General features: G+C 34.4%; 21 protein-coding genes, 2 pseudogenes and 1 riboswitch. Of the genes and pseudogenes, 14 read left to right on the top strand and 9 right to left on the bottom strand.

Features of this window, described 5'->3' with window-relative positions; all coding sequences use genetic code 11:
- The first annotated feature begins 84 nt into the window (after window positions 1-84).
- Window positions 85-1,779 carry a glycoside hydrolase family 13 protein gene (locus ACEWFJ_RS08580; protein WP_473691577.1) on the top strand — a complete coding sequence of 565 codons (1,695 nt, stop codon included), beginning with the start codon at window positions 85-87 and terminating at the stop codon, window positions 1,777-1,779.
- 132 nt (window positions 1,780-1,911) lie between these two features.
- On the opposite strand, the pseudogene ACEWFJ_RS08585 reads toward ACEWFJ_RS08580, so the two are convergent.
- Window positions 1,912-3,671 (bottom strand): annotated as a pseudogene (locus ACEWFJ_RS08585) (alpha-glycosidase).
- Between the two features lie 307 nt (window positions 3,672-3,978).
- Between ACEWFJ_RS08585 and ACEWFJ_RS08590 the strand changes: the two are divergent.
- From ACEWFJ_RS08590 to ACEWFJ_RS08610, 5 genes are all read left to right on the top strand, one after another.
- Window positions 3,979-5,241, top strand: a complete 1,263-nt coding sequence (locus tag ACEWFJ_RS08590; protein ID WP_440602687.1) for an extracellular solute-binding protein — start codon at window positions 3,979-3,981, stop codon at window positions 5,239-5,241.
- Between the two features lie 76 nt (window positions 5,242-5,317).
- The gene (locus ACEWFJ_RS08595; RefSeq protein WP_253630297.1) at window positions 5,318-6,619 is read left to right on the top strand and encodes a carbohydrate ABC transporter permease; all 1,302 of its coding nucleotides are present in this window, start codon (window positions 5,318-5,320) and stop codon (window positions 6,617-6,619) included.
- Window positions 6,620-7,462 carry a maltosaccharide ABC transporter permease MalD gene (gene malD / locus ACEWFJ_RS08600; protein ID WP_098305755.1) on the top strand — a complete coding sequence of 281 codons (843 nt, stop codon included), beginning with the start codon at window positions 6,620-6,622 and terminating at the stop codon, window positions 7,460-7,462.
- A 289-nt stretch (window positions 7,463-7,751) separates the two neighbouring features.
- On the top strand, window positions 7,752-8,777 hold the full coding sequence (locus ACEWFJ_RS08605; protein ID WP_098305753.1) for a LacI family DNA-binding transcriptional regulator: 1,026 nt from the start codon (window positions 7,752-7,754) through the stop codon (window positions 8,775-8,777).
- 131 nt (window positions 8,778-8,908) lie between these two features.
- Window positions 8,909-9,109 (top strand): hypothetical protein, encoded by a 201-nt coding sequence (locus ACEWFJ_RS08610; RefSeq protein ID WP_473691581.1) that lies wholly within the window; start codon window positions 8,909-8,911, stop codon window positions 9,107-9,109.
- Window positions 9,110-9,174: 65 nt separating this feature from the next.
- Here the strand turns inward: ACEWFJ_RS08610 and ACEWFJ_RS08615 are convergent, their stop codons facing one another.
- On the bottom strand, window positions 9,175-10,332 hold the full coding sequence (locus ACEWFJ_RS08615; RefSeq protein ID WP_473691583.1) for an aminotransferase A: 1,158 nt from the start codon (window positions 10,330-10,332) through the stop codon (window positions 9,175-9,177).
- A gap of 110 nt (window positions 10,333-10,442) precedes the next feature.
- The gene (locus tag ACEWFJ_RS08620) at window positions 10,443-10,643 is read right to left on the bottom strand and encodes a hypothetical protein (RefSeq protein ID WP_098305747.1); all 201 of its coding nucleotides are present in this window, start codon (window positions 10,641-10,643) and stop codon (window positions 10,443-10,445) included.
- A gap of 215 nt (window positions 10,644-10,858) precedes the next feature.
- Here ACEWFJ_RS08620 and ACEWFJ_RS08625 point away from each other — a divergent pair, with 215 nt between their 5' ends.
- Complete coding sequence (locus ACEWFJ_RS08625) at window positions 10,859-12,145, top strand: ATP-binding protein (RefSeq protein ID WP_473691585.1); 1,287 nt, start codon at window positions 10,859-10,861, stop codon at window positions 12,143-12,145.
- A gap of 23 nt (window positions 12,146-12,168) precedes the next feature.
- On the opposite strand, the gene ACEWFJ_RS08630 is transcribed toward ACEWFJ_RS08625, so the two are convergent.
- Window positions 12,169-12,927, bottom strand: coding sequence for a DUF3967 domain-containing protein (locus ACEWFJ_RS08630; protein WP_473691587.1), 759 nt, complete (start codon window positions 12,925-12,927; stop codon window positions 12,169-12,171).
- Window positions 12,928-13,164: 237 nt separating this feature from the next.
- On the opposite strand from ACEWFJ_RS08630, the gene ACEWFJ_RS08635 reads away from it, so the two are divergent.
- On the top strand, window positions 13,165-13,599 hold the full coding sequence (locus ACEWFJ_RS08635; protein WP_098305741.1) for a NucA/NucB deoxyribonuclease domain-containing protein: 435 nt from the start codon (window positions 13,165-13,167) through the stop codon (window positions 13,597-13,599).
- A 42-nt stretch (window positions 13,600-13,641) separates the two neighbouring features.
- Window positions 13,642-14,026, top strand: a pseudogene (comJ, locus tag ACEWFJ_RS08640) (competence protein ComJ).
- A 286-nt stretch (window positions 14,027-14,312) separates the two neighbouring features.
- Here the strand turns inward: comJ and metE are convergent.
- The 4 genes from metE to ACEWFJ_RS08660 form a co-directional block, all read right to left on the bottom strand.
- Entirely contained in the window at window positions 14,313-16,604 is a 2,292-nt protein-coding gene (gene metE / locus ACEWFJ_RS08645) for a 5-methyltetrahydropteroyltriglutamate--homocysteine S-methyltransferase (protein ID WP_473691590.1), read from the bottom strand.
- 128 nt (window positions 16,605-16,732) lie between these two features.
- Window positions 16,733-16,921, bottom strand: a riboswitch (cobalamin riboswitch).
- A 114-nt stretch (window positions 16,922-17,035) separates the two neighbouring features.
- Window positions 17,036-17,311, bottom strand: a complete 276-nt coding sequence (locus tag ACEWFJ_RS08650; protein ID WP_253630292.1) for a hypothetical protein — start codon at window positions 17,309-17,311, stop codon at window positions 17,036-17,038.
- Window positions 17,312-17,721: 410 nt separating this feature from the next.
- Window positions 17,722-18,282 carry a PadR family transcriptional regulator gene (locus ACEWFJ_RS08655; RefSeq protein ID WP_473691592.1) on the bottom strand — a complete coding sequence of 187 codons (561 nt, stop codon included), beginning with the start codon at window positions 18,280-18,282 and terminating at the stop codon, window positions 17,722-17,724.
- Between the two features lie 78 nt (window positions 18,283-18,360).
- Window positions 18,361-19,896, bottom strand: coding sequence for an MDR family MFS transporter (locus ACEWFJ_RS08660; protein ID WP_473691594.1), 1,536 nt, complete (start codon window positions 19,894-19,896; stop codon window positions 18,361-18,363).
- 773 nt (window positions 19,897-20,669) lie between these two features.
- On the opposite strand from ACEWFJ_RS08660, the gene ACEWFJ_RS08665 reads away from it, so the two are divergent.
- The 5 genes from ACEWFJ_RS08665 to ACEWFJ_RS08685 all read left to right on the top strand — a co-directional run bounded on the left by ACEWFJ_RS08665 (window position 20,670) and on the right by ACEWFJ_RS08685 (window position 23,545).
- Window positions 20,670-21,047 (top strand): hypothetical protein, encoded by a 378-nt coding sequence (locus ACEWFJ_RS08665; protein WP_473691596.1) that lies wholly within the window; start codon window positions 20,670-20,672, stop codon window positions 21,045-21,047.
- A gap of 218 nt (window positions 21,048-21,265) precedes the next feature.
- Window positions 21,266-21,568 (top strand): hypothetical protein, encoded by a 303-nt coding sequence (locus ACEWFJ_RS08670; RefSeq protein WP_473691598.1) that lies wholly within the window; start codon window positions 21,266-21,268, stop codon window positions 21,566-21,568.
- A gap of 22 nt (window positions 21,569-21,590) precedes the next feature.
- A complete protein-coding gene (locus ACEWFJ_RS08675) occupies window positions 21,591-21,764 on the top strand; it encodes a hypothetical protein (protein WP_473691600.1) in 174 nt (57 codons plus the stop codon).
- Window positions 21,765-22,049: 285 nt separating this feature from the next.
- Window positions 22,050-22,868: a peptidoglycan-N-acetylglucosamine deacetylase gene (locus tag ACEWFJ_RS08680; protein ID WP_473691602.1), complete on the top strand. Its 819-nt coding sequence runs from the start codon at window positions 22,050-22,052 to the stop codon at window positions 22,866-22,868.
- A gap of 56 nt (window positions 22,869-22,924) precedes the next feature.
- Window positions 22,925-23,545: a YkyA family protein gene (locus ACEWFJ_RS08685; RefSeq protein WP_098305799.1), complete on the top strand. Its 621-nt coding sequence runs from the start codon at window positions 22,925-22,927 to the stop codon at window positions 23,543-23,545.
- A gap of 74 nt (window positions 23,546-23,619) precedes the next feature.
- Here the strand turns inward: ACEWFJ_RS08685 and ACEWFJ_RS08690 are convergent, their stop codons facing one another.
- The gene (locus ACEWFJ_RS08690) at window positions 23,620-24,033 is read right to left on the bottom strand and encodes a YkyB family protein (RefSeq protein ID WP_473691604.1); all 414 of its coding nucleotides are present in this window, start codon (window positions 24,031-24,033) and stop codon (window positions 23,620-23,622) included.
- Window positions 24,034-24,177: the final 144 nt, after the last annotated feature.

Genomic DNA, 24,177 nt, shown 5'->3' on the forward strand with positions numbered 1-24,177 from the left:
AAAATGTAAGAATTGTTTTCATTTTATTTAAAATCTGTTATCATTCACTAATGAAAACGTTTGCGCCTGTTTTGCGATTAAATTATGAAATGGGGTAGCATGATGGAGAAACAATGGTGGAAAGAAAGTGTTGTATATCAAATTTATCCGCGTAGCTTTATGGATAGTAATGGTGATGGAGTTGGTGATCTTCGCGGAATTATTTCAAAGCTTGATTATTTACAAGAACTAGGGATAGATGTAATTTGGTTATCACCAGTTTATGAATCTCCAAACGATGATAACGGTTATGATATTAGTAATTATTGTAAGGTTATGGATGAGTTTGGGACGATGAATGATTGGGATGAATTGTTGGATGAAATGCATAAACGTAATATGAAATTAGTGATGGACTTAGTTGTCAATCATACTTCAGATGAACATAATTGGTTTGTTGAATCCCGGAAGTCAAAGGATAATCCATATCGAGATTACTATATTTGGCGTAAAGGAAAAAGTGGAAAAGAGCCAAATAACTGGGGAGCTGCTTTTAGTGGATCTGCTTGGGAGTATGATGAAACAACAGATGAATATTACTTACATTTATTTTCAAAAAAGCAACCAGATTTAAATTGGGATAATGAATATGTGCGCAAAGAGATTTATGAGATGATGAAATTTTGGCTGGACAAAGGAATTGACGGCTTTCGAATGGATGTCATTAACTTTATTTCAAAAGTAGAGGGATTACCAGCTGTGAATACAGAAGCAGAGGGGTATGTATCGGGTCATCAATATTTTATGAATGGACCTAATATTCATACGTATTTACATGAAATGAATCAAGAAGTGTTATCTCAATATGATATTATGACAGTTGGTGAAATGCCTGGTGTAACAACGGAAGAGGCGAAGCTTTATACAGCTGAAGATCGTCAGGAATTACAGATGGTATTTCAGTTTGAACATATGGATTTAGATTCTGGAGAGAATGGTAAATGGGATGTAAAGCCATGTTCGCTTGTTGCATTAAAGGAGAACTTAACAAAGTGGCAAAAAGCATTAGAACATACAGGATGGAATAGTTTGTATTGGAATAATCATGATCAACCGCGTGTTGTCTCTCGCTTTGGTAATGATAAAACGTATCGTATTCCGTCAGCGAAAATGTTAGCGACGGTACTTCATATGATGAAAGGAACTCCTTACATTTATCAAGGAGAAGAGATTGGAATGACAAATGTCCAATTTACTTCAATTGATGAATACCGTGATATTGAAACGTTGAATATGTACCATGAAAAAGTAAGTGAATGTGGTGAAAATCACGAAATGGTGATGCAATCTATTTATGCTAAAGGACGCGATAATGCTCGGACACCGATGCAATGGGAAGACAGTGAACATGCTGGATTTACATCAGGTAAGCCGTGGGTCCAAGTAAATCCTAATTATAAAGAAATTAATGCGAAGCAGGCATTACATGATTCAAATTCTATTTTTCATTATTATAAGAAATTGATTGAACTTCGTAAAAAGCACGAAATAATTGTGTATGGTACATATGATTTAATTCTAGAAGACCATCCATCTATTTTTGCTTACGTAAGAACATGGAAAGATGAGAAATTACTTGTCATTGCAAACTTTACTGAGGATTCATGTGTATTTGAATTACCGGAGGAGATAGCGTACAGTAATGTAGATTTATTGATACACAATTATGATGTGCAGGATGAATCACTTGAAAATATTATTTTACAGCCTTATGAAACGCGGGCGTATAAATTGAAATGAGAAATATGTAAGTAGATATTAGAGAGGCTTGGAGACAGGTCTCTCTTGTTTTTCAATTAGAATGACAAGTCACGATGAGGGATGTGCTGGTATAAAGTAAAAGCCTTGTTTTCTATACAAGGCTTTTAAGCTTTACCATGTTAAAATGGAAAATCCATATGGTGGAAGTGTAACTAGTAATGAGTTTGTTTCAGCAGAAAACTCTTCTTTTGTATACAGATTTACAATTTTTTTACCACCAATACGAAAAGGTATCGGAGCTGTAATTTCATTATTTGTTGGATTTAAAACAAATAATATTGTTTCTTTTCCGTATGTTTTTGTATAAGAAATATAATTGTGTTTGTTGTTGGCTTCAATCCATTGAAATGAACCGTGCCCGCCAAAGGCTTTATATTGTTTCCGCAATAAAATTAATGTTTGTATATGCTGAAATAATTCTTTATCTTGTTTATCTTCATCCCAGATCATACATTTTCGGCAACCTGGGTCCATTCCCCCGTCCATTCCAATTTCATCACCGTAATAAATACATGGTGAACCGATGAAAGAGAGTTGGAATACATAGAGTAATTTTACTTTTTCTTTATTGCCTTTACAGGTTGTTAAAATTCGCGGTGTATCGTGGCTGTCTAGTAGATGAAAAGCAGCTTCGTTTACATTCATGGAATATGAATGAAGAGATTCGGTAATTTGATGCATAAAATCATTTGCCCGAATGGTTTCATTTGCAAAATAAGAAAGAAGAGCATTTGTAACAGGATAACTCATGACGGCATCAAATTGATCGCCTTGTAGCCATGGAAGAGCGTCATGCCAAATTTCTCCTAAAATGTAGACATCAGGATTAATCGCCTTTACTTCACTGCGGAATTCACGCCAAAAGCTATGATCCACTTCATTCGCTACATCAAGTCGCCAGCCGTCAATGTGAAACTCTCGTACCCAATAACGTCCTACTTCTAGTAAGTATTCTTTTACGTCTGGATGAGTTGTATTTAGTTTTGGCATATATGGTGTAAAAGCGAATGTATCATAATTAGGAAAAGGTTCTGTTACAATTGGAAATTCATGAATATGAAACCAGTCTTTGTAGGAAGAGTGTTCTCCTTTTTCAAGAACATCTTGAAATTTATCGAAAAAGTATCCACTATGATTAAAAACGGCATCTAGCATAATTTTTATACCGCGTTGATGACATGCTTCCACAAGCTTCTGAAATGTTTCTTTTGTCCCAAATTGAGGATCGATTTCCATATAGTCAATCGTGTCATATTTATGATTAGACTGTGCCGTAAAGATTGGGGTAAAGTAAATGCCGGAAATACCAAGTTCTACAAGGTAATCAAGGTGATTCATAATGCCGACGAGATCCCCGCCAAAAAAATTTGTTGCAGTTGGATCTGTACTGCCCCAAGGAAGAGTGTTTGCTGGATTACATGTACAATCTCCATTAGCAAATCGTTCTGGAAAAATTTGATACCATACTGTATTCTTCACCCATGGGGGAGCCGTAAAAACATCCTTTTCATGTATAAATGGGAAGCAAAAGTAATAGCCGACGTCGTCAGTAGGTGCTTCAGAGAAAAGGCCTCTTTCTGTATAAACGATAGTTTCAGTACTACTTTTCAGTTCGAATCCGTATCGTAAACGCTTAAATTTCGGTTCAATTGATACAAACCAATAATCAAATAAATCCGTCGAGCCGCTCTTTTTCATTGGTATTTTTTTTGTTAACCATTTCCCATCTTGCCATTCATATGGATCACCATAAATGAAGGATACTATATCTACGTCGTTTTTTTCGTACGTAGCCGAATGTGAAGTGTTTTTTCATTGTAAGCGTATGCGTAATTATCTTTTGGTCTATGGTATATTGCTTCTTTAATCATATAAAATATTCTCCTTTACTAGTTCTTTAAATAAGAATATATTGCAAACGATTGCTTTTTATATAATTTTAATATTGCTTATAAGGGTAGTACGCATTCCATATAAAGTCAATGAATATAAAGAATAGCTGCGTAAATTTTTTGAAAAATAATATTTGCAAAACATATAAATGTATGTATAATAATAGACAAATAGCGCAAACGTTTTCATAGATTGAAAAGTTGTTTGTGCTTCTATTAAACTATTAGTTGCAAACGTTTTCATTAATTAGAGTACCATATACATAATTTGGGGAGGTATTAAGGGATGAAGAAAAAAGCGTTATCTTTATTAACAGTTTCAGCTTTGGCAATCGGTATGTTATCGGCATGCGGACCGAAAGATTCAGGGAAAAAGGAAGCGAGCAAGGAGAAGAAAGATTATGATCTTCTTGTTTGGGAAGATCAGAAAAAAGGTGTTGGTTTAGATCCAGCCGTAAAAAGTTTTGAAAAGAAATATAATGTAAAAGTAAAAGTTGTCGAGATTCAGATGACAGAACAATTAAAAAAACTTCGTCTTGATGGTCCAGCTGGTACAGGGCCGGATGTTGTAACATTACCGCATGATCAAATTGGGGATGCAGCGACAGAGGGGTTACTTTCTGAGATGAAAGTGGATGATTCTGTTAAAAATAAGTTTACTGATTTGTCACTAAAAGCGCAAACATATGATGGAAAATTATATGGTTTACCGAAAGCGATTGAAACACCTGTATTCATTTACAATAAAAAATTAATGCCAAAAGCACCAGAAACGATGGATGAACTATTTAATTTTTCAAAAGGATTTACAAAGAACGGAAAATATGGATTTTTAGCATTAGGAGATAACTTCTATTTTGCGAATGCATTTATGGCTGGTATGGGCGGTTATGTATTTGGTGAGAAAGACGGACAACCAAATGTAGCCGATATTGGATTAAATAATAGCGGTGCAGTACAAGGTGCAGAATATATTCAAAAATGGTATAAAGAAAAACTATTTCCAGAAGGAATTATTGGTGAGTCTGGCGGACCAGCTGCAGATGGATTATTTAATGAAGGAAAAGCTGCTTCTATTATGAATGGTCCATGGGCATTCCAGGCGATGGAAAAAGCAGGAATTGATTATGGTGTAGCTCCAATGCCAAAATTACCAAATGGTCAGCCGATGAAAACATTTGTTGGTGTAAAAGGATGGCATGTAACAAGCTTCTCTAAAAACAAAGATTTGGCAACAAAATTCACTGATTGGGTAACAAATGAAGAAAATGCAAAAATTCGTTTTGAAAAAACAAAAGAAATTCCGCCAGTGAAATCAGTTATGGAAGATCCAATTATTAAAAATAACGAAGCTGCAAAAGCAGTAGTGACACAAGCCGAAAATGGTATTCCAATGCCGAATATTCCAGAAATGCAAGAAGTTTGGAAACCAGCTGGTGATGCACTGCAATTAGTTGTAACAGGTAAACAAGAACCAAAAGCGGCACTTGATGAGGCTGTAAAACAAATTAAAGGAAACATTGAAGCAAATCATAGTAAGAAAAAATAATATAGAATTCGTGTCTTTTGTAAACAAAAGGCACGAATTCTCCTCCTTCCAAGGGGAAGAAAAAGGGGGAAGAACTATGCAAACATCCTTTGAACCAACACACGCAGTAAACGGTTCAAAACACCGAAAAACAGCGGCGGCGTTGTCTATTATTCCAGGTATTGGGCAACTGTACAATAAACAATATGTAAAAGGTATCATTTTTCTAGTATTAACTTGTTCGTTTTTTGTAGCATTTGCTGATTTGTTAAATATCGGGTTGTGGGGAATTGTAACGCTCGGTACAGAAGTTCCTCGTGATCACTCTATTTTTCTATTAGTAAAAGGTATTTTAGCAATTATCGTTATTGCATTTGGACTAGGTGTATATGCCTTCAATTTATATGATGCGTATCAAAACGGGAAAAAGCGTGATGTAGGAATACCACTAAACTCTGTGAAAGAACAATATCATCATTTATTAGATCAAGGTTTTCCCTATTTGATGGTTTCACCAGGTTTTCTTCTATTAATTTTTGTTGTTGTACTTCCGATTATTTTCGTCCTATTAATTGGATTTACAAATTATGACTTATATCATTCTCCTCCTGCAAAACTTGTAGAGTGGGTTGGGTTTAAAAACTTTGTTGATATTTTTACATTGCCAATGTGGCGAGACACATTTGTAAGTGTATTTTCTTGGACTGTGATTTGGACCTTCGTCGCAACGACATTACAAGTTGCACTTGGTATTTTCTTAGCGATTTTAGTAAATCAACCGAGTATTAAAGGAAAAGCGGTAATTCGTACAATCTTTATTTTACCATGGGCTGTTCCAGCGTTTGTATCTATTCTCGTATTTGCTGGCATGTTTAATGAATCATTTGGAGCAATTAATAATCAAGTGTTAACTCTATTTGGAATCGAAAACATTGCTTGGATGACAGATCCATTTTGGTCGAAAATCGCTTTAATTTTTATTCAAACATGGCTCGGATTTCCCTTTATTTTCGCGATGACGACAGGTATACTGCAATCGATTCCAGGTGAATTGTATGAAGCTGCTACGGTAGACGGTGCGACAGCTTGGCAACAATTTCGTAAAATTACATTGCCGCTCGTTTTATATGCGACTGCTCCTATTTTAATTACGCAATATACATTCAACTTTAATAATTTCAGTATTATTTATCTGTTTAATGGTGGTGGTCCAGCTGTAGCGGGACAAAATGCAGGTGGAACGGATATTTTAATTTCTTGGATTTATAAGTTAACGATGACATCAGCTCAATATGGAAAAGCAGCAGCACTAACAATGATTTTATCGGTAATAGTTATTTCAGTTGCTTTATGGCAATTTAAAAGAACAAAATCATTCCAAGAAGAGGATATGATGTAAATGAATATAAAACGACAGAAGATGTTACGTCTTTCATTAAGTTATTTCGTAATTTTCATTATGTGTATTATTATTTTCTATCCATTATTATGGATTATAGGCTCCTCGTTTAACCCTGGGGATAGTTTGTCAGGATCAAGTATAATTCCTAAAAATGCAACGCTGGATCATTACAGAAAACTATTGGATCTTTCGCAAAGTAACTATGTACTTTGGTATAAAAATACGTTGAAAGTTAGTGTTTTGACAATGATTTTCTCTGTATTGTCAATTAGTTTTACAGCATATGCTTTTTCGAGATATCGTTTTGTCGGAAGAAAGAATGGGTTACTAACGTTTTTAATTCTTCAAATGGTTCCAAACTTTTCAGCATTAATTGCATTGTATATATTAGCACAGCTGACAGGATTAATTGATACACATCTAGCATTAATTTTAATTTATGTTGGTGGTGCAATTCCAATGAATACGTGGCTTATGAAAGGATACTTTGATACAATTCCAAAAGAATTAGACGAGTCAGCCCGTATGGACGGAGCAGGGCACTTTCGTATTTTTTGGCAAATTATTATGCCTTTGGCAAAGCCAATTATTGCGGTTGTAGCGCTGTTTACCTTTATCGGTCCATTTACTGATTTTATTTTAGCGAGTATTATTTTGCGTACACCAGAAAATTATACATTAGCCGTTGGATTATACGAAATGGTAGCGAAAAAATTCGGTAATGAGTTTACAACATTTGCAGCAGGATCGGTATTGATTGCGATACCAATTTCAATTTTATTTTTATCTTTGCAAAAATACTTTATTTCTGGTTTAACAGCTGGGGGAACGAAGGGATAAATGGGACTTTATGTCTCATTTATCTTTTTTAATTGGAATATCGGTTTATATAACATAAGAACAGGGTAATTTTTAAAAAAATAGTATATAGTATAGGAAAATAAGGTTCTATCCCTTACAATACATGAAGAGGGAGAATATAGATATAGATTTACATTAATAGAAATTTTTATGAATGGAATAAAGTGAAACTTCCATTAGTGGGGGGCTTACTGTCGCCAATAGCGGGATAAAAATAGAGGTAACTTGTATAAATCATGTAGATAAAAAAGAGAGGAGGAACAAATTTATGACAGTTACAATTAAAGATGTGGCAAAAAAAGCAAATGTTGCTCCTTCTACGGTTTCACGTGTAATTGCTGATAACCCGAGCATTAGTGAGAAAACAAAACGTCGCGTTCGTAAAGTGATGGCTGAATTAGGATATCATCCGAATTTAAATGCGAGAAGTCTTGCAAATCAAACAACAAAAACGATTGGACTTGTTATGCCAAGCTCTGCGAGTAAAGCGTTTCAAAATCCATTTTTCCCAGAAGTTATTCGAGGAATTAGCTCATTTGCACATGGAGAAGAATATTCATTGTATATGTCAACTGGAGAAACGGAAGAAGAGATTTTTAATGGTGTTGTGAAAATGGTGCAAGGAAGACAAATCGGTGGCATTATTCTTTTATATTCTCGTATGAATGACCGTATTTTAGAATATTTACACAGTCAAAATTTCCCATTTGTTCTCATTGGGAAACCATATGAACGAAAAGAAGAGATTACATATATCGATAATGATAACTATGCAGCCGCACGAGAAGTAACAGAATATTTAATTTCACTTGGACATAAACGAATTGCTTTTATCGGTGGTGATTCGGATCTACTCGTTACAAAAGATCGCCTCGCTGGAATGGCAGACGCATTAAAATTAGCTGATATTTCTTTGCCAGCTGAGTATGTTTTAAATCTTAGTTTTTTACGAGAAAGTGGTCAAAAAGCGGTAGAAGAACTTATGACACTTGATGCACAGCCAACAGCTATTATCGCAACGGATGATTTAATTGGATTAGGTGTATTAAGTGCTTTATCAGAAAAGGGAATTTCCGTGCCAAAAGATATCTCTATTGTTAGTTTTAATAACGTATTATTATCTGAAATAGCAAATCCACCATTAACAACAGTCGATGTAAATATTTTTCAGTTGGGCTACGAAGCAGCGAGATATTTAGTTGATAAAGTTGAACATTGTGAAACTTCACCAAAGTGTATTATTATTCCTCATAAATTGATGAAACGTCAAACATGCAATGAAATATTGAAATAGAATCTAAGATGGTATTGTATGGATAAGATTAATTTAAACAAATTATAAAATGAAATATTTATAAAGGTAGTCTTCTCACCCAGAGCTAAGTTGTATGGTAAACATACAATAATATATAGGAGGTGAAGAAGATGGATAAATCAATGAAGTATTTCTTTGCGGTTATTGTTGGTTGGTTATGGACAGTACTTGCTGGAGTAATAGACCAATCATTAACAACAGGTTTTCATTATTTCTCTATTTATGCATTAGATGGACTAATCAATTTTATTCAATATATGGTGACATTAGTTGGCTGGATAACAGTTGGATTATTTGGTTTTTTATCATAAGAGATGGTTGGAAAGAGAAAAAAGATAGTATAAATGCAAAAAACTAAGGGGAAAGGGTATTCCTCTTAGTTTTTTTGTTGTATAAACGTTTCTAAACGGTCACAGCCTTCTTTCAGCATTTCCATACTATAAGCATAAGAAATACGAATGTACCCTTCACCGTACTCGGAAAATGCTGAACCTGGAACAACTGCAAGCTTAGCTTCTTTCACAAGCTCAATTGCGAAATCAAAAGAAGAGGAGTTTAAATTCCCGATATAAGGGAATAGATAAAACGCTCCTGTTGGCTTTTCAACAGTTAATCCCATTTGTACAAGACGGTTGTATACATAATCGCGACGCTTTTTGTATTGATGACGCATCATACGGGGGGCGTCCTTTGCTGCTGTTAATGCTTCAATTGCTGCATACTGAGCAATTGAAGTTGCACATGTAACATTGTATTGATGGACTTTTAAAATTTGACTTGCTAAAAAGTTTGGTGCAAATAAAAAACCAATGCGCCATCCTGTCATAGAATGAGATTTTGATAAACCGTTAATTACAATCGTTTTATTTCGCATTTCTGGGAAATTTGCAATAGATATATGTTTATTCTCGTATACAAGTTCGCTGTAAATTTCGTCGGAAAGAACAAAAATATTTTTATCCTTTAATACTGAAACAATCTCTTTGAGTTCTTCTTCTGATAATGTTACGCCAGTTGGATTTGATGGATATGGTAATACGATGCAACGGGTTTTATTTGTAATTGCTTTTTCGATTGCTTTTGCTGTTAAGCGGAATCCTGTGTCACGGACGTCTACAAAAACAGGTTTTGCACCGCATAGACGAATAATAGGTTCATAGCCTGGATAGACAGGGGCTGGTAAGATTACTTCAGTTCCTTCTTCCAAAATCGTACGAAAGGCAATATCGATTGCTTCACTTGCCCCGATGGTTACAATTGTTTCATCTTCCGGAGAATATACTAAATTATAGCGTTCTTTTAAAAAATCACAAGCAGCTTTTCGAAGCTGTAACAAACCCGCATTATGTGTATAACTTGTAAAATTTTCTACAATAGCACGCTTAGCAGCTTCTTTCACTAAAGAAGGAGTTGGGAAATCAGGTTGTCCAATGGTTAATGAAATAAGATCATCATAATTTTGAATCATGTTAGAAAATTGGCGGATTCCAGAAATTTGAATATCCTTTACACGTGGATTAATAAATTGTTCCATTTTGTCTCCCTTTCTTCCGTTGCAAAATTTCTTTTTATTGTATCATATTTATCATACAATCGCTTTGAAAAGCTACAAATAAAAAAGGTCGCTAAAAAGCGACCTTTTGTTTAATAACCGTATTCCCAATCGATTTCGTCTTCACTCCAAAGAACGGAAGAAACTTTTCCTAGATGTATTACTGAGTTGTTTATAGAGCATGCACAATTGTTTGTACCTGTTTGCTCTTGTAATTTTTTATACACCGATTTCTCAACATTTTCTAGTACAACAAGATTTTCCTCGTTTAAGACGAGCGCAGTTCCTGTCATTTTATTTTCCCCCAATCGATTTCTTAACCTGTATTTATTGTATCTTGTACAGAGACAATTTGATACATGGTTTACAATCATTTTGAAAAGTTGTAACATTTGTGAATAAATTTCCACAAAATGTTTACAGAAATATTAAGAATAATCTAAAAAATAAAACAAATTTGCCAATAAAATGGTATAATCGTATCAAAATGAATATAGGGGATGAGGGGATGGGACTTATCCGTGATTTAATAATTCAAGTTGCTATCATTATTTTGCCGTTATTTTTGTATGAAGCAATTCGTTTAAATCGCTATCAAAGCATGCTTCAAAAGCCCAATCGCTACTTTATTGTATTATTATCAACAATTACGCTTATCCTTTCAATGACATATCCAATTTGTGTTGGGGAAACCTGCAATTATGATTTCCATCAAATTCCAATAATTAGTGCGTTTTTGTATGGTGGTTCAGTTGGTATAATTCCGGCTGTAATGGCTATTTTATACGATGGATTTCTGAATGGTTTAAGCTGGTTTCGGTTATTAGAAATTATTTGTATCTCTGTTATCCCTTTTTTATTGTCTAAAAAATGGAGTGCGTTTCCGAAAAATAAAAAAATTGTTTTATCTTTTATGTTGGCATCTTTTTATACACTCATTTCTTTAGGATTTGAAATATTTGGTTTGTTGTTAGAAAAGGGCTTTACGCCAATGATGTCTTATTTGTATAGCGAATACATATTTGCCTCTTTTATTATGATTATGACGATGACATTCCAAGTGTATTTAACAGAGTATTTATATGAAAATGCAATGTTACGAACAGAAATGCAAAAGTCTGAGAAATTAAATATTGTCAGCGAGTTAGCAGCAAGCGTGGCCCATGAAGTTCGTAATCCACTTACAGTTGTGCGTGGATTTATTCAATTGTTAGAAGGTACAGAAGATGTTAAGAATAAAGAATACATGCGTCTTGTTTTGGACGAATTAGACCGAGCAGAACAGATTATTTCAGACTATTTAAATTTAGCTCGGCCGCAAATCGATACGAAAGAACATATTTGTTTATCAGCACAGCTTATTGAAATGACGACGTTAATGTCTTCCTTTGCTGCAATGCGAGGTGTATATCTACAGGTTGAAATTGCAGAGAATTTATATACGATAGGTGACAAAACAAAATTAAAACAAGCGATTATGAATGTTGTAAAAAATGGCATTGAAGCAATTCAAGAAAATAAAGGGTATTTAAAAGTGACTGCATTGCAAAAAGATGAATCTATTGTTATTCGTGTCAAAGATAGCGGTGTTGGGATGACAAAAGAGCAGTTAGAGAGACTTGGACAACCCTATTATTCATTGAAAGAAAAGGGAACAGGACTTGGATTAATGGTTACCTTTAGTATCTTACAAGCTCATAATGGTACGCTTGTATATAAAAGTGAAATAGGTAAAGGAACGGAAGCGATTATTACTTTACCAGCTGCGGTGCAAAACATAGTACATAATAAATAAAAGTTACCGAGGTACGGTAACTTTTATTTATTCATTTCTCCCGTTTTTTCAGATTTAAATCGAATGAATAGACTTTTAAATGATTTAAATAAACTTTGTTCTTGTGAAGCAGCAACTAATCGTTTTGTTTCTTGAATTTCTCGAATAACTTGCATAAGCTGAGCATCGCGATTGCTTTCTTTATTATAAACTTGGTTCATAAGTTTGTTCATTTTTTCTTCTTGTTTGGATTCACGTTTATACATATGATTCATAAGTAAATCCATTTTTTCTTTTTGCAGCGCATCAGTTTCTGCTGCGTGATCTACAAGATTTTGTAGCATTTCCTCTTGTTTTGATTCTTTTACGTATACTTGGTGCATTAATTCATTTAGCTTTTCGTCTTTTAAACGATTCTGTGTAATAAGGGTAGAATTTTGATGAATAATTGCTTCGTTTAATTGAGCAAGCATATCTAACTTGTGCATAAATTCTTCAAATCTCAGGCTTTGCTCTTTGAGTTGTAGGTCTGTATTTTCTTTTACAATAGCAGGAGAATCGGGTGGAGACTCTTCTTCTTTTAGTATAAATGAAATCGTTTCCATAATATCTTCTTCCAATGTAGCAGCTCGTTCGTGAATCATTTTTAATAGTCGTAAATCATCCATTTTATACGTGCGAGATTCAGCAGTTTTATCAATAAAATAGCCATGTTGTTCTAAAAGTTGGCTATATTTACGAACCATATTTTTTGGGATTCCCGTTTTATTTGTGACATCTTTTGTTTTATATGTTCCGCTCATGACATTTCCTCCCTAAAAAGTATCATGTATACCAATTCCATTTTTTGTTTTATACTTCCTTTGAAAAAAAATGTCGGAAGGTTGAAAGTTTTCTACATGTTTAGTGAAAAGTTGCACAAAATGGCATGTTATTGATGGAAAAGAAGCTAGGAATATAGAATAATGTCTGAAAACATAAGAATATGAAGTTTGTTATAATGAAAGGAAGAGAGGAAGAAAATGGAGGATGTAAGCTGGATGAAACAAGTAAAAGGTATTTTGATTACAATCATTGCAATTCTGTCTGTATTAATTGGAGTATACAAAGTTCTGATAACGCCAGCATCAGAGAATAAGAAAGAGGTATCGTACGACCAAATTCTTGAGTTTCCGAAAGAACGATATCCAGAAACAGGAAAACATATTGCGAACGCAATACAAGAAGGGCATTCTAACATTTGTACAATTGATCGAAATGGAGCTGCGGATAGAAGGAAACAATCGCTAGCTCCATACCCGCCCAAAAAAGGCTATGACCGTGATGAATGGCCGATGGCGATGTGTAAAGAAGGTGGAAAAGGAGCGCACATTGAATATATTAATCCCGCAGATAATCGGGGTGCTGGTTCATGGGTTGGTAATAAGTTAGATCAATACCCAGATGGAACACGTGTGAAATTTGTTGTGAAATAATATATTGCTTCGCATCACTTAATAGAAAAAGGAGTGAAAAGAGTGGAGTTAACAATTTCTTATGCACAATTGATAGTAATGAATCAAGGTATGACATCTCCGCATGTAGATTGGATGGATAAAGATTTTGAAAGAGGCTATGTTGAGGCTGAAGGAACAATTATATTTGAGGCCTTATCTGATTATACGTGTGAAGTAATGGTATTTACTCAGAAATTTGTAGAAAAAAGAAGCAATACGAACGGTATCAGCTCCATTCACAGTGTTACAAGAAGGAGTGTTTATAAGCAGCGTGCTAGCAAATCAACTTCATTTTCTCGTTCCGTCAGGAGAGTATATAGTGACTGTGCAAGCAATTCCCCTAGAAGAACCTTCAGTAGATGCCTTGTATAAGATAAGATATGAATTGTTTTTTGAAGAGAACTAGTTATTACGTTGGTGTAGTGGTTTTTTATGCACAAGTATATGATTAATTATGAATGCAGAGTAGGTCTTCCATCGTTCTATGAAGTAGGTTAGTGTTCTTTTAATAAAATTAGAAAACTACTGTCCAAAGGGCAGTAGTTTTCTAATTTTTATCCCGCATTAACGGGCAGTAAGCCCCCAAAAATTCAGAGGAAATCGGGGGGCTTACTGCTAGCATGTGCCCGATTGGTTCAACTAACCATCAGTGGGGGATGAAGAAAACCCCCACTGATGAAAGTTTCACTTTATTATCGTGCATTTGTTTGCAAAAGTTGACGAGCTTTTACAGCCGCCTTTACCATATGTTCTAATGCAGGAATAACTTCTTCTGTTTTTCTTGTTTTTAAGCCGCAATCTGGATTAATCCAGAAATATTTTGGATCGCACACCTTTAATGATTGTTCTACAATTACATACATTTCATCTATACTTGGAACACGTGGACTATGAATATCATATACACCAAGGCCAATTCCCTTTTCATATGGATTTTCTCTTAATGTATTGATAAACTCCCCATGACTTCTTGATGTTTCAATAGAGATAACATCTGCATCAAGCTGACGGATTGCTTCAACGATATCTTCAAAGTTACTATAACACATATGAGTATGAATTTGTGTTTCGTTTTCTACTGAAGAAGTAGAAAGGCGGAATGCTTGGACAGCCCATGTTAAATATGTGTCCCAATCTTTCTCTTTTAGCGGCATTCCTTCGCGCAGTGCAGGTTCATCAACTTGAATAATACGAATACCAGATGATTCAAGTAATTTAATTTCATGACGAAGTGCCAGTGCGATTTGATAAGCAACTTCCTTTCTTGGAATATCGTTACGAACGAAAGACCAATTTAAAATTGTCACAGGACCAGTTAGCATGCCTTTGACAACTTTATTGGTACAACTTTGTGCAAATACTGTTTCTTTTACTGTCATACCATTAATAAACGCAACGTCACCATAAATAACAGGAGGTTTCACACAGCGAGAACCGTACGATTGTACCCAGCCATTTTTCGTAAAGGAGAAACCAGCAAGTTTTTCGCCGAAATATTCTACCATATCTGTTCGCTCAAATTCGCCATGAACGAGAACATCAAGACCAATTTCTTCTTGATATTGAATCCATTTTTTTGTTTCTTCTTCAATGAATCGTTCGTACTGCTCATTTGAGATGTCACCGCTACGCCATTGTTTTCTAGTTTGACGAACTTCTTGTGTTTGCGGGAAGCTACCGATTGTTGTTGTTGGAAGTAACGGTAAATTCAGCGCTTTTTGTTGTAAATTGTAGCGATCTTCAAATGAAAGAGAACGAGAAAAGTCTTCTTCTTGTAATGTTGATAGTGTAGAGTGTACATCTTTGCGATTACGAACTGCTGAAGTGCGAATTGTTTCGTGAACACTTCGATATGTTTGTAATTCATCAGAAATACTTTCTGTTCCATGAACGAGAGCTTTTTGTAAAATAGTAAGTTCTTCTAATTTTTGATTTGCAAAAGCGAGCACATCGTATAATTCGTTTACAAGGTGCGTTTCAGTTGTCTTGTCAACAGGTGTATGAAGTAAACTACAAGACGGTTGTACAATCCATTCTTTTGGTTGTATAGTTTCTTGTAATGTATGGAAAAGAGAAAGGATTTCATCCAAGTTTGCTCTCCAAATGTTACGGCCATCTATACAGCCAACACCTAATACTTTATTGGAAGGGAATCCATGTTGTAGCAGGGCGCGCAAATTACCTTCTTTACCGTGTACAAAATCAAGTCCAATACCAGTAACCGGGAATGAAATAATCTCTTCATAGTTTTCTTCTATGCTATCAAAATACGTTTGCAGCATAATAGATATATTTGGAACAGCTTTACGAATCGTTTCATATAATTCTTTCGCTATACCAATTTCTTGTTTTGATAGAGATGTAAAGATTGGTTCATCAATTTGAACCCAGCGTACGCCAGCGTCTTGTAATTCTTGTAGCAATTGAATGTATGGTTGTATTAATTTTTGTAAAATTTTTGTAAAATGTTCTTTTTTATAACCCTTTGCTAAGCTTAAAAACGTATATGGCCCTAATATTACAGGTTTACCATCAACGCCTAGTTCTTGTTTTGCTTCTTCATATAAACGAAGTGGACGATTCTCTTTAAGAGAAATATGTAAACCTTCCTCATATTCTGGAACGATATAATGATAATTTGTATTAAACCATTTCGTCATTTCACAAGCAACGTGATCTTTTGAACCGCGTGCCATACCAAAGTATACGTCAAGCTCCGATGTATACTTTGAAAAACGTGATGGGATAAATCCGAGCATACATGCTGTATCAAGGACATGATCATAATATGTAAAATCACCAATTGGGATGAGATCGATTCCTTTTTCTTGTTGTACTTTTACATGTTGAAGGCGAATGTCTTTCATTTGTTTCACAAATTGTTGTTCATCCACTTTGTTTGCCCAAAAAGCTTCTAAAGCTTTTTTCCATTCGCGATGTAATCCAATTCGTGGATACCCTAAGTTACTTGTTTGAATTGTCATTGTCATTTCCTCCCTAAATATAAGTAAGCATTTCCGTTTACTCGGAAATGCCTTTAACGAAAAGTAGATATAGAAGCAGAAAATGCTCCTCTTTCGTTAAAAACACCTCCTCATCATCCGTGAGTCTATCAGTGCCGTTAAAATAGGCAGGTCTCCTGGCTCATGCATCAGCGATTTCTATCACCTTCCCGTTTTCACAGTGGTATATCGAAAGAAACCTTTGCACTTACAGTGGCGGGACCGCGCTGGATTTTCACCAAACTTCCCTTTTAAACACGAAATAAATTTTTTCGTGTACCTATCTCCTTTTGGAAAGGAATGTAACTAGCGTATATGATATTGAAACAAATTCTAACATAATATTTTAAATTTTGTCTACTATTTTAAAATATGAATATTTAAAGTTTTTAAAAAATATTCATTTAATTACATTAACATGAAAAATTTTCCAAATGCCACCACCAATGTGATGATGGATATGTATATGGAAAAACACAGTAGTAAGGCTGTATATGTTTATATATATCGTGAGCGTGGTGAAAGAGTAACCGGTCATAGGAGAGTAGTTCTAGTTGTTCATTTGGCTGTAATGTATGGGATTGAAAAGCAATTTCACTGCGAAGAATTAGTATATATAAGATTTGTTTTTGTAAATAAGAATGGTAGTATACAGAAAATCCGTATTGTTTAATTAAATTACCCTTCATAAGGTGTCACCTCCTTTATTCCGCTAGTTGTAGGAAGTAAGACTCCCACCTCAAGAATTTGAGAAGTCAAAGAAGTAAGGTGAGAGCTTTCCATAAGTGGAAGCGGAAAAGCTCCCTGCTTATGGAAGTTTCACTTTATCCCGCATTAACGGGCAGTAAAACCCCCACCTCAAGATTGAGAGAAAAGCAAAGAAGATAGGTGGGGGATAACTGCCCGTAAAAGCTCGATTGGTTCAACTAACCATTAGTGGGGGATGAAGCCTCCCCACTGATGGAAGTTTCACTTTATATATTCGTATTGTAATGAAAAGGGGAAGAGGTTACAAAAAAGAAAAAAGGAAAAAAACGCTTAAGAAAATCCATTTTCATGAATATAAAAAACAGTCACTCCTGGGTGACTGTTTCGATGTTTAAGTATCTAACTCTGTATGGATTTCTGAAAGTTTTTCTTCTAGTGCGTCTTTATACAGTTGTTTCAGCCAACGAAATTCAACAGAAGCATGATCAATAACATTTTCCAAAATATAAAGCTGTGCACGAGGAATGCTAGTCTTATTATTTATATATATGCTTTGCATCGTTGTTATAAATGTCTGTGTTTCTTCAATTTTCTTTTTAAGAATCGGCACAATGCATTGATTGTCACCGAAATGACTGAAAGAAAGCCCGGTATAGATTGGTTTATATATATGATTTTTCGCTTGAAATTGTTCGAGTAAAAGAGTATGAAAAAGATTTTCCCCTTTTTCTGTAATATGATAAATCGTTTTATCCGGACGATTTGTATCACGTATGATATGCGTAACAGCGATAGCTCCCTGTTTTTCTAGCTGCTCGAAGGCGTAATATAACGACCCTTTTGCATATTTTATATAACAATCCATTTGTCTTTCTTTCATAATGTGTTGCACTTCGTAAGGATGTTTCTCTCCTTCAAGAAGTAAACCAAGAATGACTAATTTCATGCTCATTTTGTTTCAACTCCAATAGCATCAAACTACTAAAATAAGTATATTCTCCTCCTCATCAAGGAGAAGGAGAGAAGAATGTTAACTAACTTGCTTTTGCTTCTTGTTTGTTGGTACAATTAGTCGCTCTTTTCCCATTAATAAGATGCATATAATGCTAAGAGCTGCAGGAATAAGTGCCCATAAAAATGTGTCAGCGATAGAGGTTGCTAGTGCATGTTTAATACCATCTAAAATTTGTGGCGGTATTTTCTCAGTCGCATTTGGAGATAATAAGAAACTTGTATCGCCGCCTTTTGGAGCCATCTTTGCTAGTTCTGGCGGGAAAACAGATTTTAGTTGCTCTGTAAATACATGATTTTGAATCGTACCAAAAATTGTTACACCAAGTGTCATACCAAGTGAACGGAAGAAAGAATTTGTTGATGTCGCAGAACCTCGTTCTCTCATACTTAAATTATGAATAGAAGCCATACTTAAGACAGAGAAGGAAAACCCGACGCCAAATCCAGCTAAAATCATAAAGACTGTAATCATTGTACGTGACGTATCGACTGTTAAAGTACTTAATAAATACATACCAAGAATAAAGAAAATACCAGAGATCATCATAATGTTACGGTAACTTGTACGAGTTGATAACTGTCCACCTATTTGGCTTCCAATAACAGATCCTACCATCATCGGTGTTAAAATTAATCCAGCATTTGCTGCGGATCCACCAAGAACACCTTGGATGAAAAGTGGAATGTACACTGTACAAATAATAAATGTTGCACCATATAAGAAGGCAACGCCTTGACTTGCTGCAAATAAACGTTTTCTGAATAAATGGAAAGAAATAATAGGTTCTTCCACTTTTCGTTCAATAAAGAAAAAGATAATCATCATAATAGCAAACGTAGTAAATAAGCTCACAATTACGCTTGAATCCCAAGCATACTGTTTACCTCCGAGTTCTAAAGCAAACATGAGGCAAACAATACCAATAATTAAAGTAACAGCACCTGCCCAATCAATTTTTTGTTTACTATATTGTAAAGATTCTTTATAGTATTTTGTAATTAAAAAGAGCGAGATAATCCCTAATGGAATATTAATATAAAATACCCAATGCCAGTTAATATAGTCAGTAATATAAGCACCTAACAGCGGTCCAAACACACTTGACGTTCCAAAAACAGCTCCAAATAGTCCTGTCATTTTACCTCGTTTTTCTGCTGGGAAAATATCATACATAATTGTAAATGCGATTGGCATAAGAGCACCGCCGCCAATTCCTTGAATTGCACGGTATACACTTAATTGTTCAATGCTAGATGCAGTGCCGCAAAGCATTGAACCAATTAGAAAGAGAAGTAATCCTCCTATGTAAAAACGTTTACGTCCGTACATATCTGATAGTTTTCCGAAGATAGGCATTCCGGCCATCGTAGCTACCATATAGGCAGAAGTGACCCATACAAATTTATCAAAGCCGCCTAAATCACCTACAATAGTAGGCATTGCAGTAGCAACAATTGTGTTATCCATTGCTGCCAGTAGTATTCCCAGTAGCAATCCTGTTACAACCAATTTTGTGTTACTTGCTTGCTTTTGAGTTATTTGTTCCTCCAAGCATAACCCTCCTTTGTATATCAACAATAAATTATATTATAGTCAAATTTGACCAAATGATAAATAAATTTTTTTCGGCAAAATTATTTTGTCGTACATATGTACTTTTTAGTCAAAGATCACAAACATATACATATAAATTATTTAGTCGATATATATGTGAAAAAATATGCTATCGGTTACCTATTATAAAAACTGTAGAAATGCAGAAATGTAAAATATTTTTTAAAAACATATTATTGAAAATGATTCATAATATAGGAAGTGACGAAAGGACATAGAGCTTACTTGTAAGAATTAGAGAGGACAGAGAACTGTTTATGTATTGTTATACAATATAAAGCAAATTAAAAAATACTAGAATGAGAAACAATATATAAAGTGAAAATTTTATCAGTAGGAAAGTTTTTCATATGCCACTTATGATTAGTATAAGATAAAAGAATACATGAAACTTTATCAGTAAAGCTGTACATGATGTGCAGCTTTTTTAGAATGATTTTTTCTTTCGTTTATCGAATACTATATAAAGTAAAGGATATAAAAAGGCTAAGTTTTTGTCGGAGGCCGCGAAGAAAAAGTAGAGAGTGTGAAAATTATAAATTTAATATTAGAGTGGGGTGAATTTGTATGGTGAAATACTGGGGGAATTAGAAAATCGAGATAAGTTTTCTTTGTGTATACAACCTTCTTTATGGTCAGGGGGCAATGACAAGGATTTAACTTATAAGCAATACACTCCTCAAATAGAAGTAACGCTTACGGTGTGTAATATGAAACAACAGTCTTCGTTTTCAGACACTATTTATTATGAACTTCAAGATATAATTGCGATTCAAATTGAAGTGGATAATAAAGGGAAAGAAGCTGTTTCTCGTATATGCGTAAGTCATATGATTAGAGATCAACTATCGTATATACCAAATACATTAACGTCTAATAGTGGGGAAAACGAATTTCTTTTTCAACTTGTTCGTTGGCGCATTGATAATTTGTCGCCAAAAGAAAAAGCATGTTTAGTATTGCAAGTAAAGGCTGAGCGTAACAATATATCACCTTCTTTACCTCTTCGTGCTACGTATACATTTCAACATAACCAACAAGTGTATGGACCATTGCAAACAAAGCAGGCCCTGTTGATAAAACGATAAAAAGGAATTATGGGGTAGGAACTACCAAAACGAATTTATTTTAAGTAATTAAATATCGCTTTATCCCGCACTAACGGGCAGTAGGACTCTCACCTCAAGATTGTGAGAAAACAAAGAAGATAGGTGGGAGATAACTGCTGGCATGCGCCCGATTGGTTCAACTAACCATAAGTGGGGGATGAAAAAACCCTTCACTGATGGAAGTTTGACTTTATGTTGTGCAGATGATACTAAGTTGTTATGTCGGTCATCGTTATGATAAAAAACAAGAAGTGAAAAATAGAATACAAGGTTTAAAAAGTAGAGAATTTTCGGTGAGTTTTTTCGGGAAATTAGTAGCTTTATCACAAAGAGAAGTAGGTAAAGTTAGTATATATTTGTTTTCTATTAGAAATTGGGAGGAACTAAAGGTTAGTGTTTTAGAACCAAAACTAGAGCAGATAGTTCTAAAAGTAGAACAAACATTGGTGCAGACAGTTCGAAAAAGTAATGTTATAACATATAATTATTGCAGCAGATAAAGGGCACGAACAATCAACATTAATGAATCGAATAACTGAAAATTTAACAAAAGTGTTGCAAGATGATATTGTACACATCACATTTATATTTGGTGGAGCAACATATCCATTAGAGGGAGACTTATTTGAAGTGCTATTAGAACTAGCACAAATGCGATTATTTCAAAATAGAGATATGCAACAAGTGGAATTATAACATTATTATTTCGAAACATTTTTTTCATTTTTGTTACAATGTTTGTGTGTTTTGTAACAAATCCCTTTAAAAATGTGGTTAATCATCATATAATTAACGATGGATGTGTCAGTATATTTTGCACAATGATTTCTCATTAAAAGTGTAGAGTAGGAAAGATCTCTACACTTTTCCTTTTGAAGACAATTAGAGAATAATTGGAAAATATTGCATCGATTCCTTTGTACTGTGTAAAATGGAACAAATAGAGATAGAGAGATAGAAAGATAGAAAGGGAATGATAGAATGGTAGACGTTACGAACCACCGCTCTATAATAATTAAGCGGTTGGTTATTGTTGTTATAGCAATTTGTGCTGTAGCAGCAGGATTTTTTCTGTTTCAATCAATTACTTCTCCTGCAAAAGCAGTTGCAAATCAAGAAAATTCCGTTCAGTTTGCAAGTGAACAGACAAACGTAGAAATGAAAAAAGCAGCGCCCGAAAAATATAATGGTCAAGTGCGTAAAGTAGTATATTTAACATTTGATGATGGACCAAGTGAATTTCAAAAGGAAATTTTAGATATTTTAAAGAAAAATGATATAAAAGGAACATTCTTTATGATTGGTGGAAATATTCCAGCCTATAAAGAGAGTGTGAAGCGCTTAGTAAAAGAGGGACATTATCCGGGTGTTCATAGTATGACACATAATTATACAAAGCTGTATAAAGAAGGCAAATTTGTCGAAGAAATGAAACAAGCACAAGATATTATGAAAGAAGTAACTGGTATTCATCCAAACCTTGTTCGCTGTCCATATGGAAGTATGCCAGGACTTACTCAAGCGTTACGTGATCAAATGACGTCTGCTGGCATGAAAGAATGGGATTGGACTGTAGATTCTTTAGACTGGAAATTACCAGGAAATCCAAATGGAGTAACCCAAAATGTTGTCTCACACGTTAATAAAGAACGAGAAGTTGTTTTAATGCATGAGAAAAAGCAAACAGTGCAAGCTTTACAAACAATCATTGATGATCTTCGTAAAAAGGGGTATGAATTCGAAGTATACGATGAAGCAGATCATTTTCCATTAAATTTCTGGCATGATAATCGCATATAAAATAGGAGGAATTGAAGTTGAAATATAAAAAGATAGCACTAGTAGCAGTTATATCAATGAGTTTACTTGCAGGTTGCTTCGGACCTAAACCAGAAGAAGAGTTATACGTAGCATTTGAGAATGCTGCAAAACAAGAAAAAACAATGTTTGAAGATGCGAAAACATTGGAGACATTAGAAAAGCAAGGACAAGAATTGTACAGCCAGATTGTAGAGGGCGGAAAAGATAACAATCAAGTGGTAAAAGAGAAATTAGATCAAGCTATAAAAAACGATGCAGATCGTGAAAAAGTATTAGATAAAGAGAAAGAAACATTAGATAAAGCGCAAGAAGAAACAAAAGATGTTGATAAATATATAAAGGAACTTGAAGATAAAAAACTGCAAGAACAAGCAAAGAAAGTACAAGATGCGTATACAGGCCGTTATGATGCTTTTAAACAAATGTATGATAGCTATAAAAAATCATTAAATTTAGAAAAAGAATTGTATACGATGCTGCAAGCAAAAGATGAAAAGTTAAAAACGATTAGTGAGAAAGTAAAAGCTGTAAATCAATCTTATCAAGATATCGAGTCTTCAAAAAATAAATTTAATGAATATACAAAACAATATAATCAAGAAAAACTGTCCTTTTATAAGCAAGCAAACATTAAAATAAAAGAAGACAAAAAATAAAGAAGCTTTGGCCAAAACGGCCAAAGCTTCTTTATTTTTTGTGTAAGTACGACGATACCAAGGAATGGATTCGCTTAATTTTTTTCTTGTTGAAATGCTTCTTCCCCAATATACTGCTGGAGCATTTTTTTAGCAGATGTTAAGGATAGATATGTTTTTGGATTTCGATATGCACAATCAAGGCTACCGAGATGTGGAAGGTTACGAAAATCATCTTTCGTAGGAGGAATATGGAAGTAATAATTACCTGCTCGGACAAGAACGTCAGATTGTTGTTGGCTAAAACGTGGGTTTTTGGAAAAGTGTAAACCTTCTTTCGTAGCTTGCTTTTCTGAAATTAATCGTTCTAAAGCTGTCTTTTTTAACCAATATAAATATTTCGGATTTGTAGCTGATTTTGCATGTCGGTTGACACTGAAAATTGCTTCAGCAAGTTGATGGACCGAAAATTGATTGTAGGAACGAGACTGTGATTGTGAAGATTTCATCTTAGCACTCCTTTCCTGTCTACAGTATCATAATCTAACAAAAGCTAGCAATTCTTCTATGTAGAAAATTATTATACGTATTTTCAATATTAAAGCAATGTTGTAATAAAAAACAACTATTTTGTATAATAGTTATATCTTTCT

This window comes from Bacillus sp. EA-CB0995 (genome assembly GCF_055814245.1).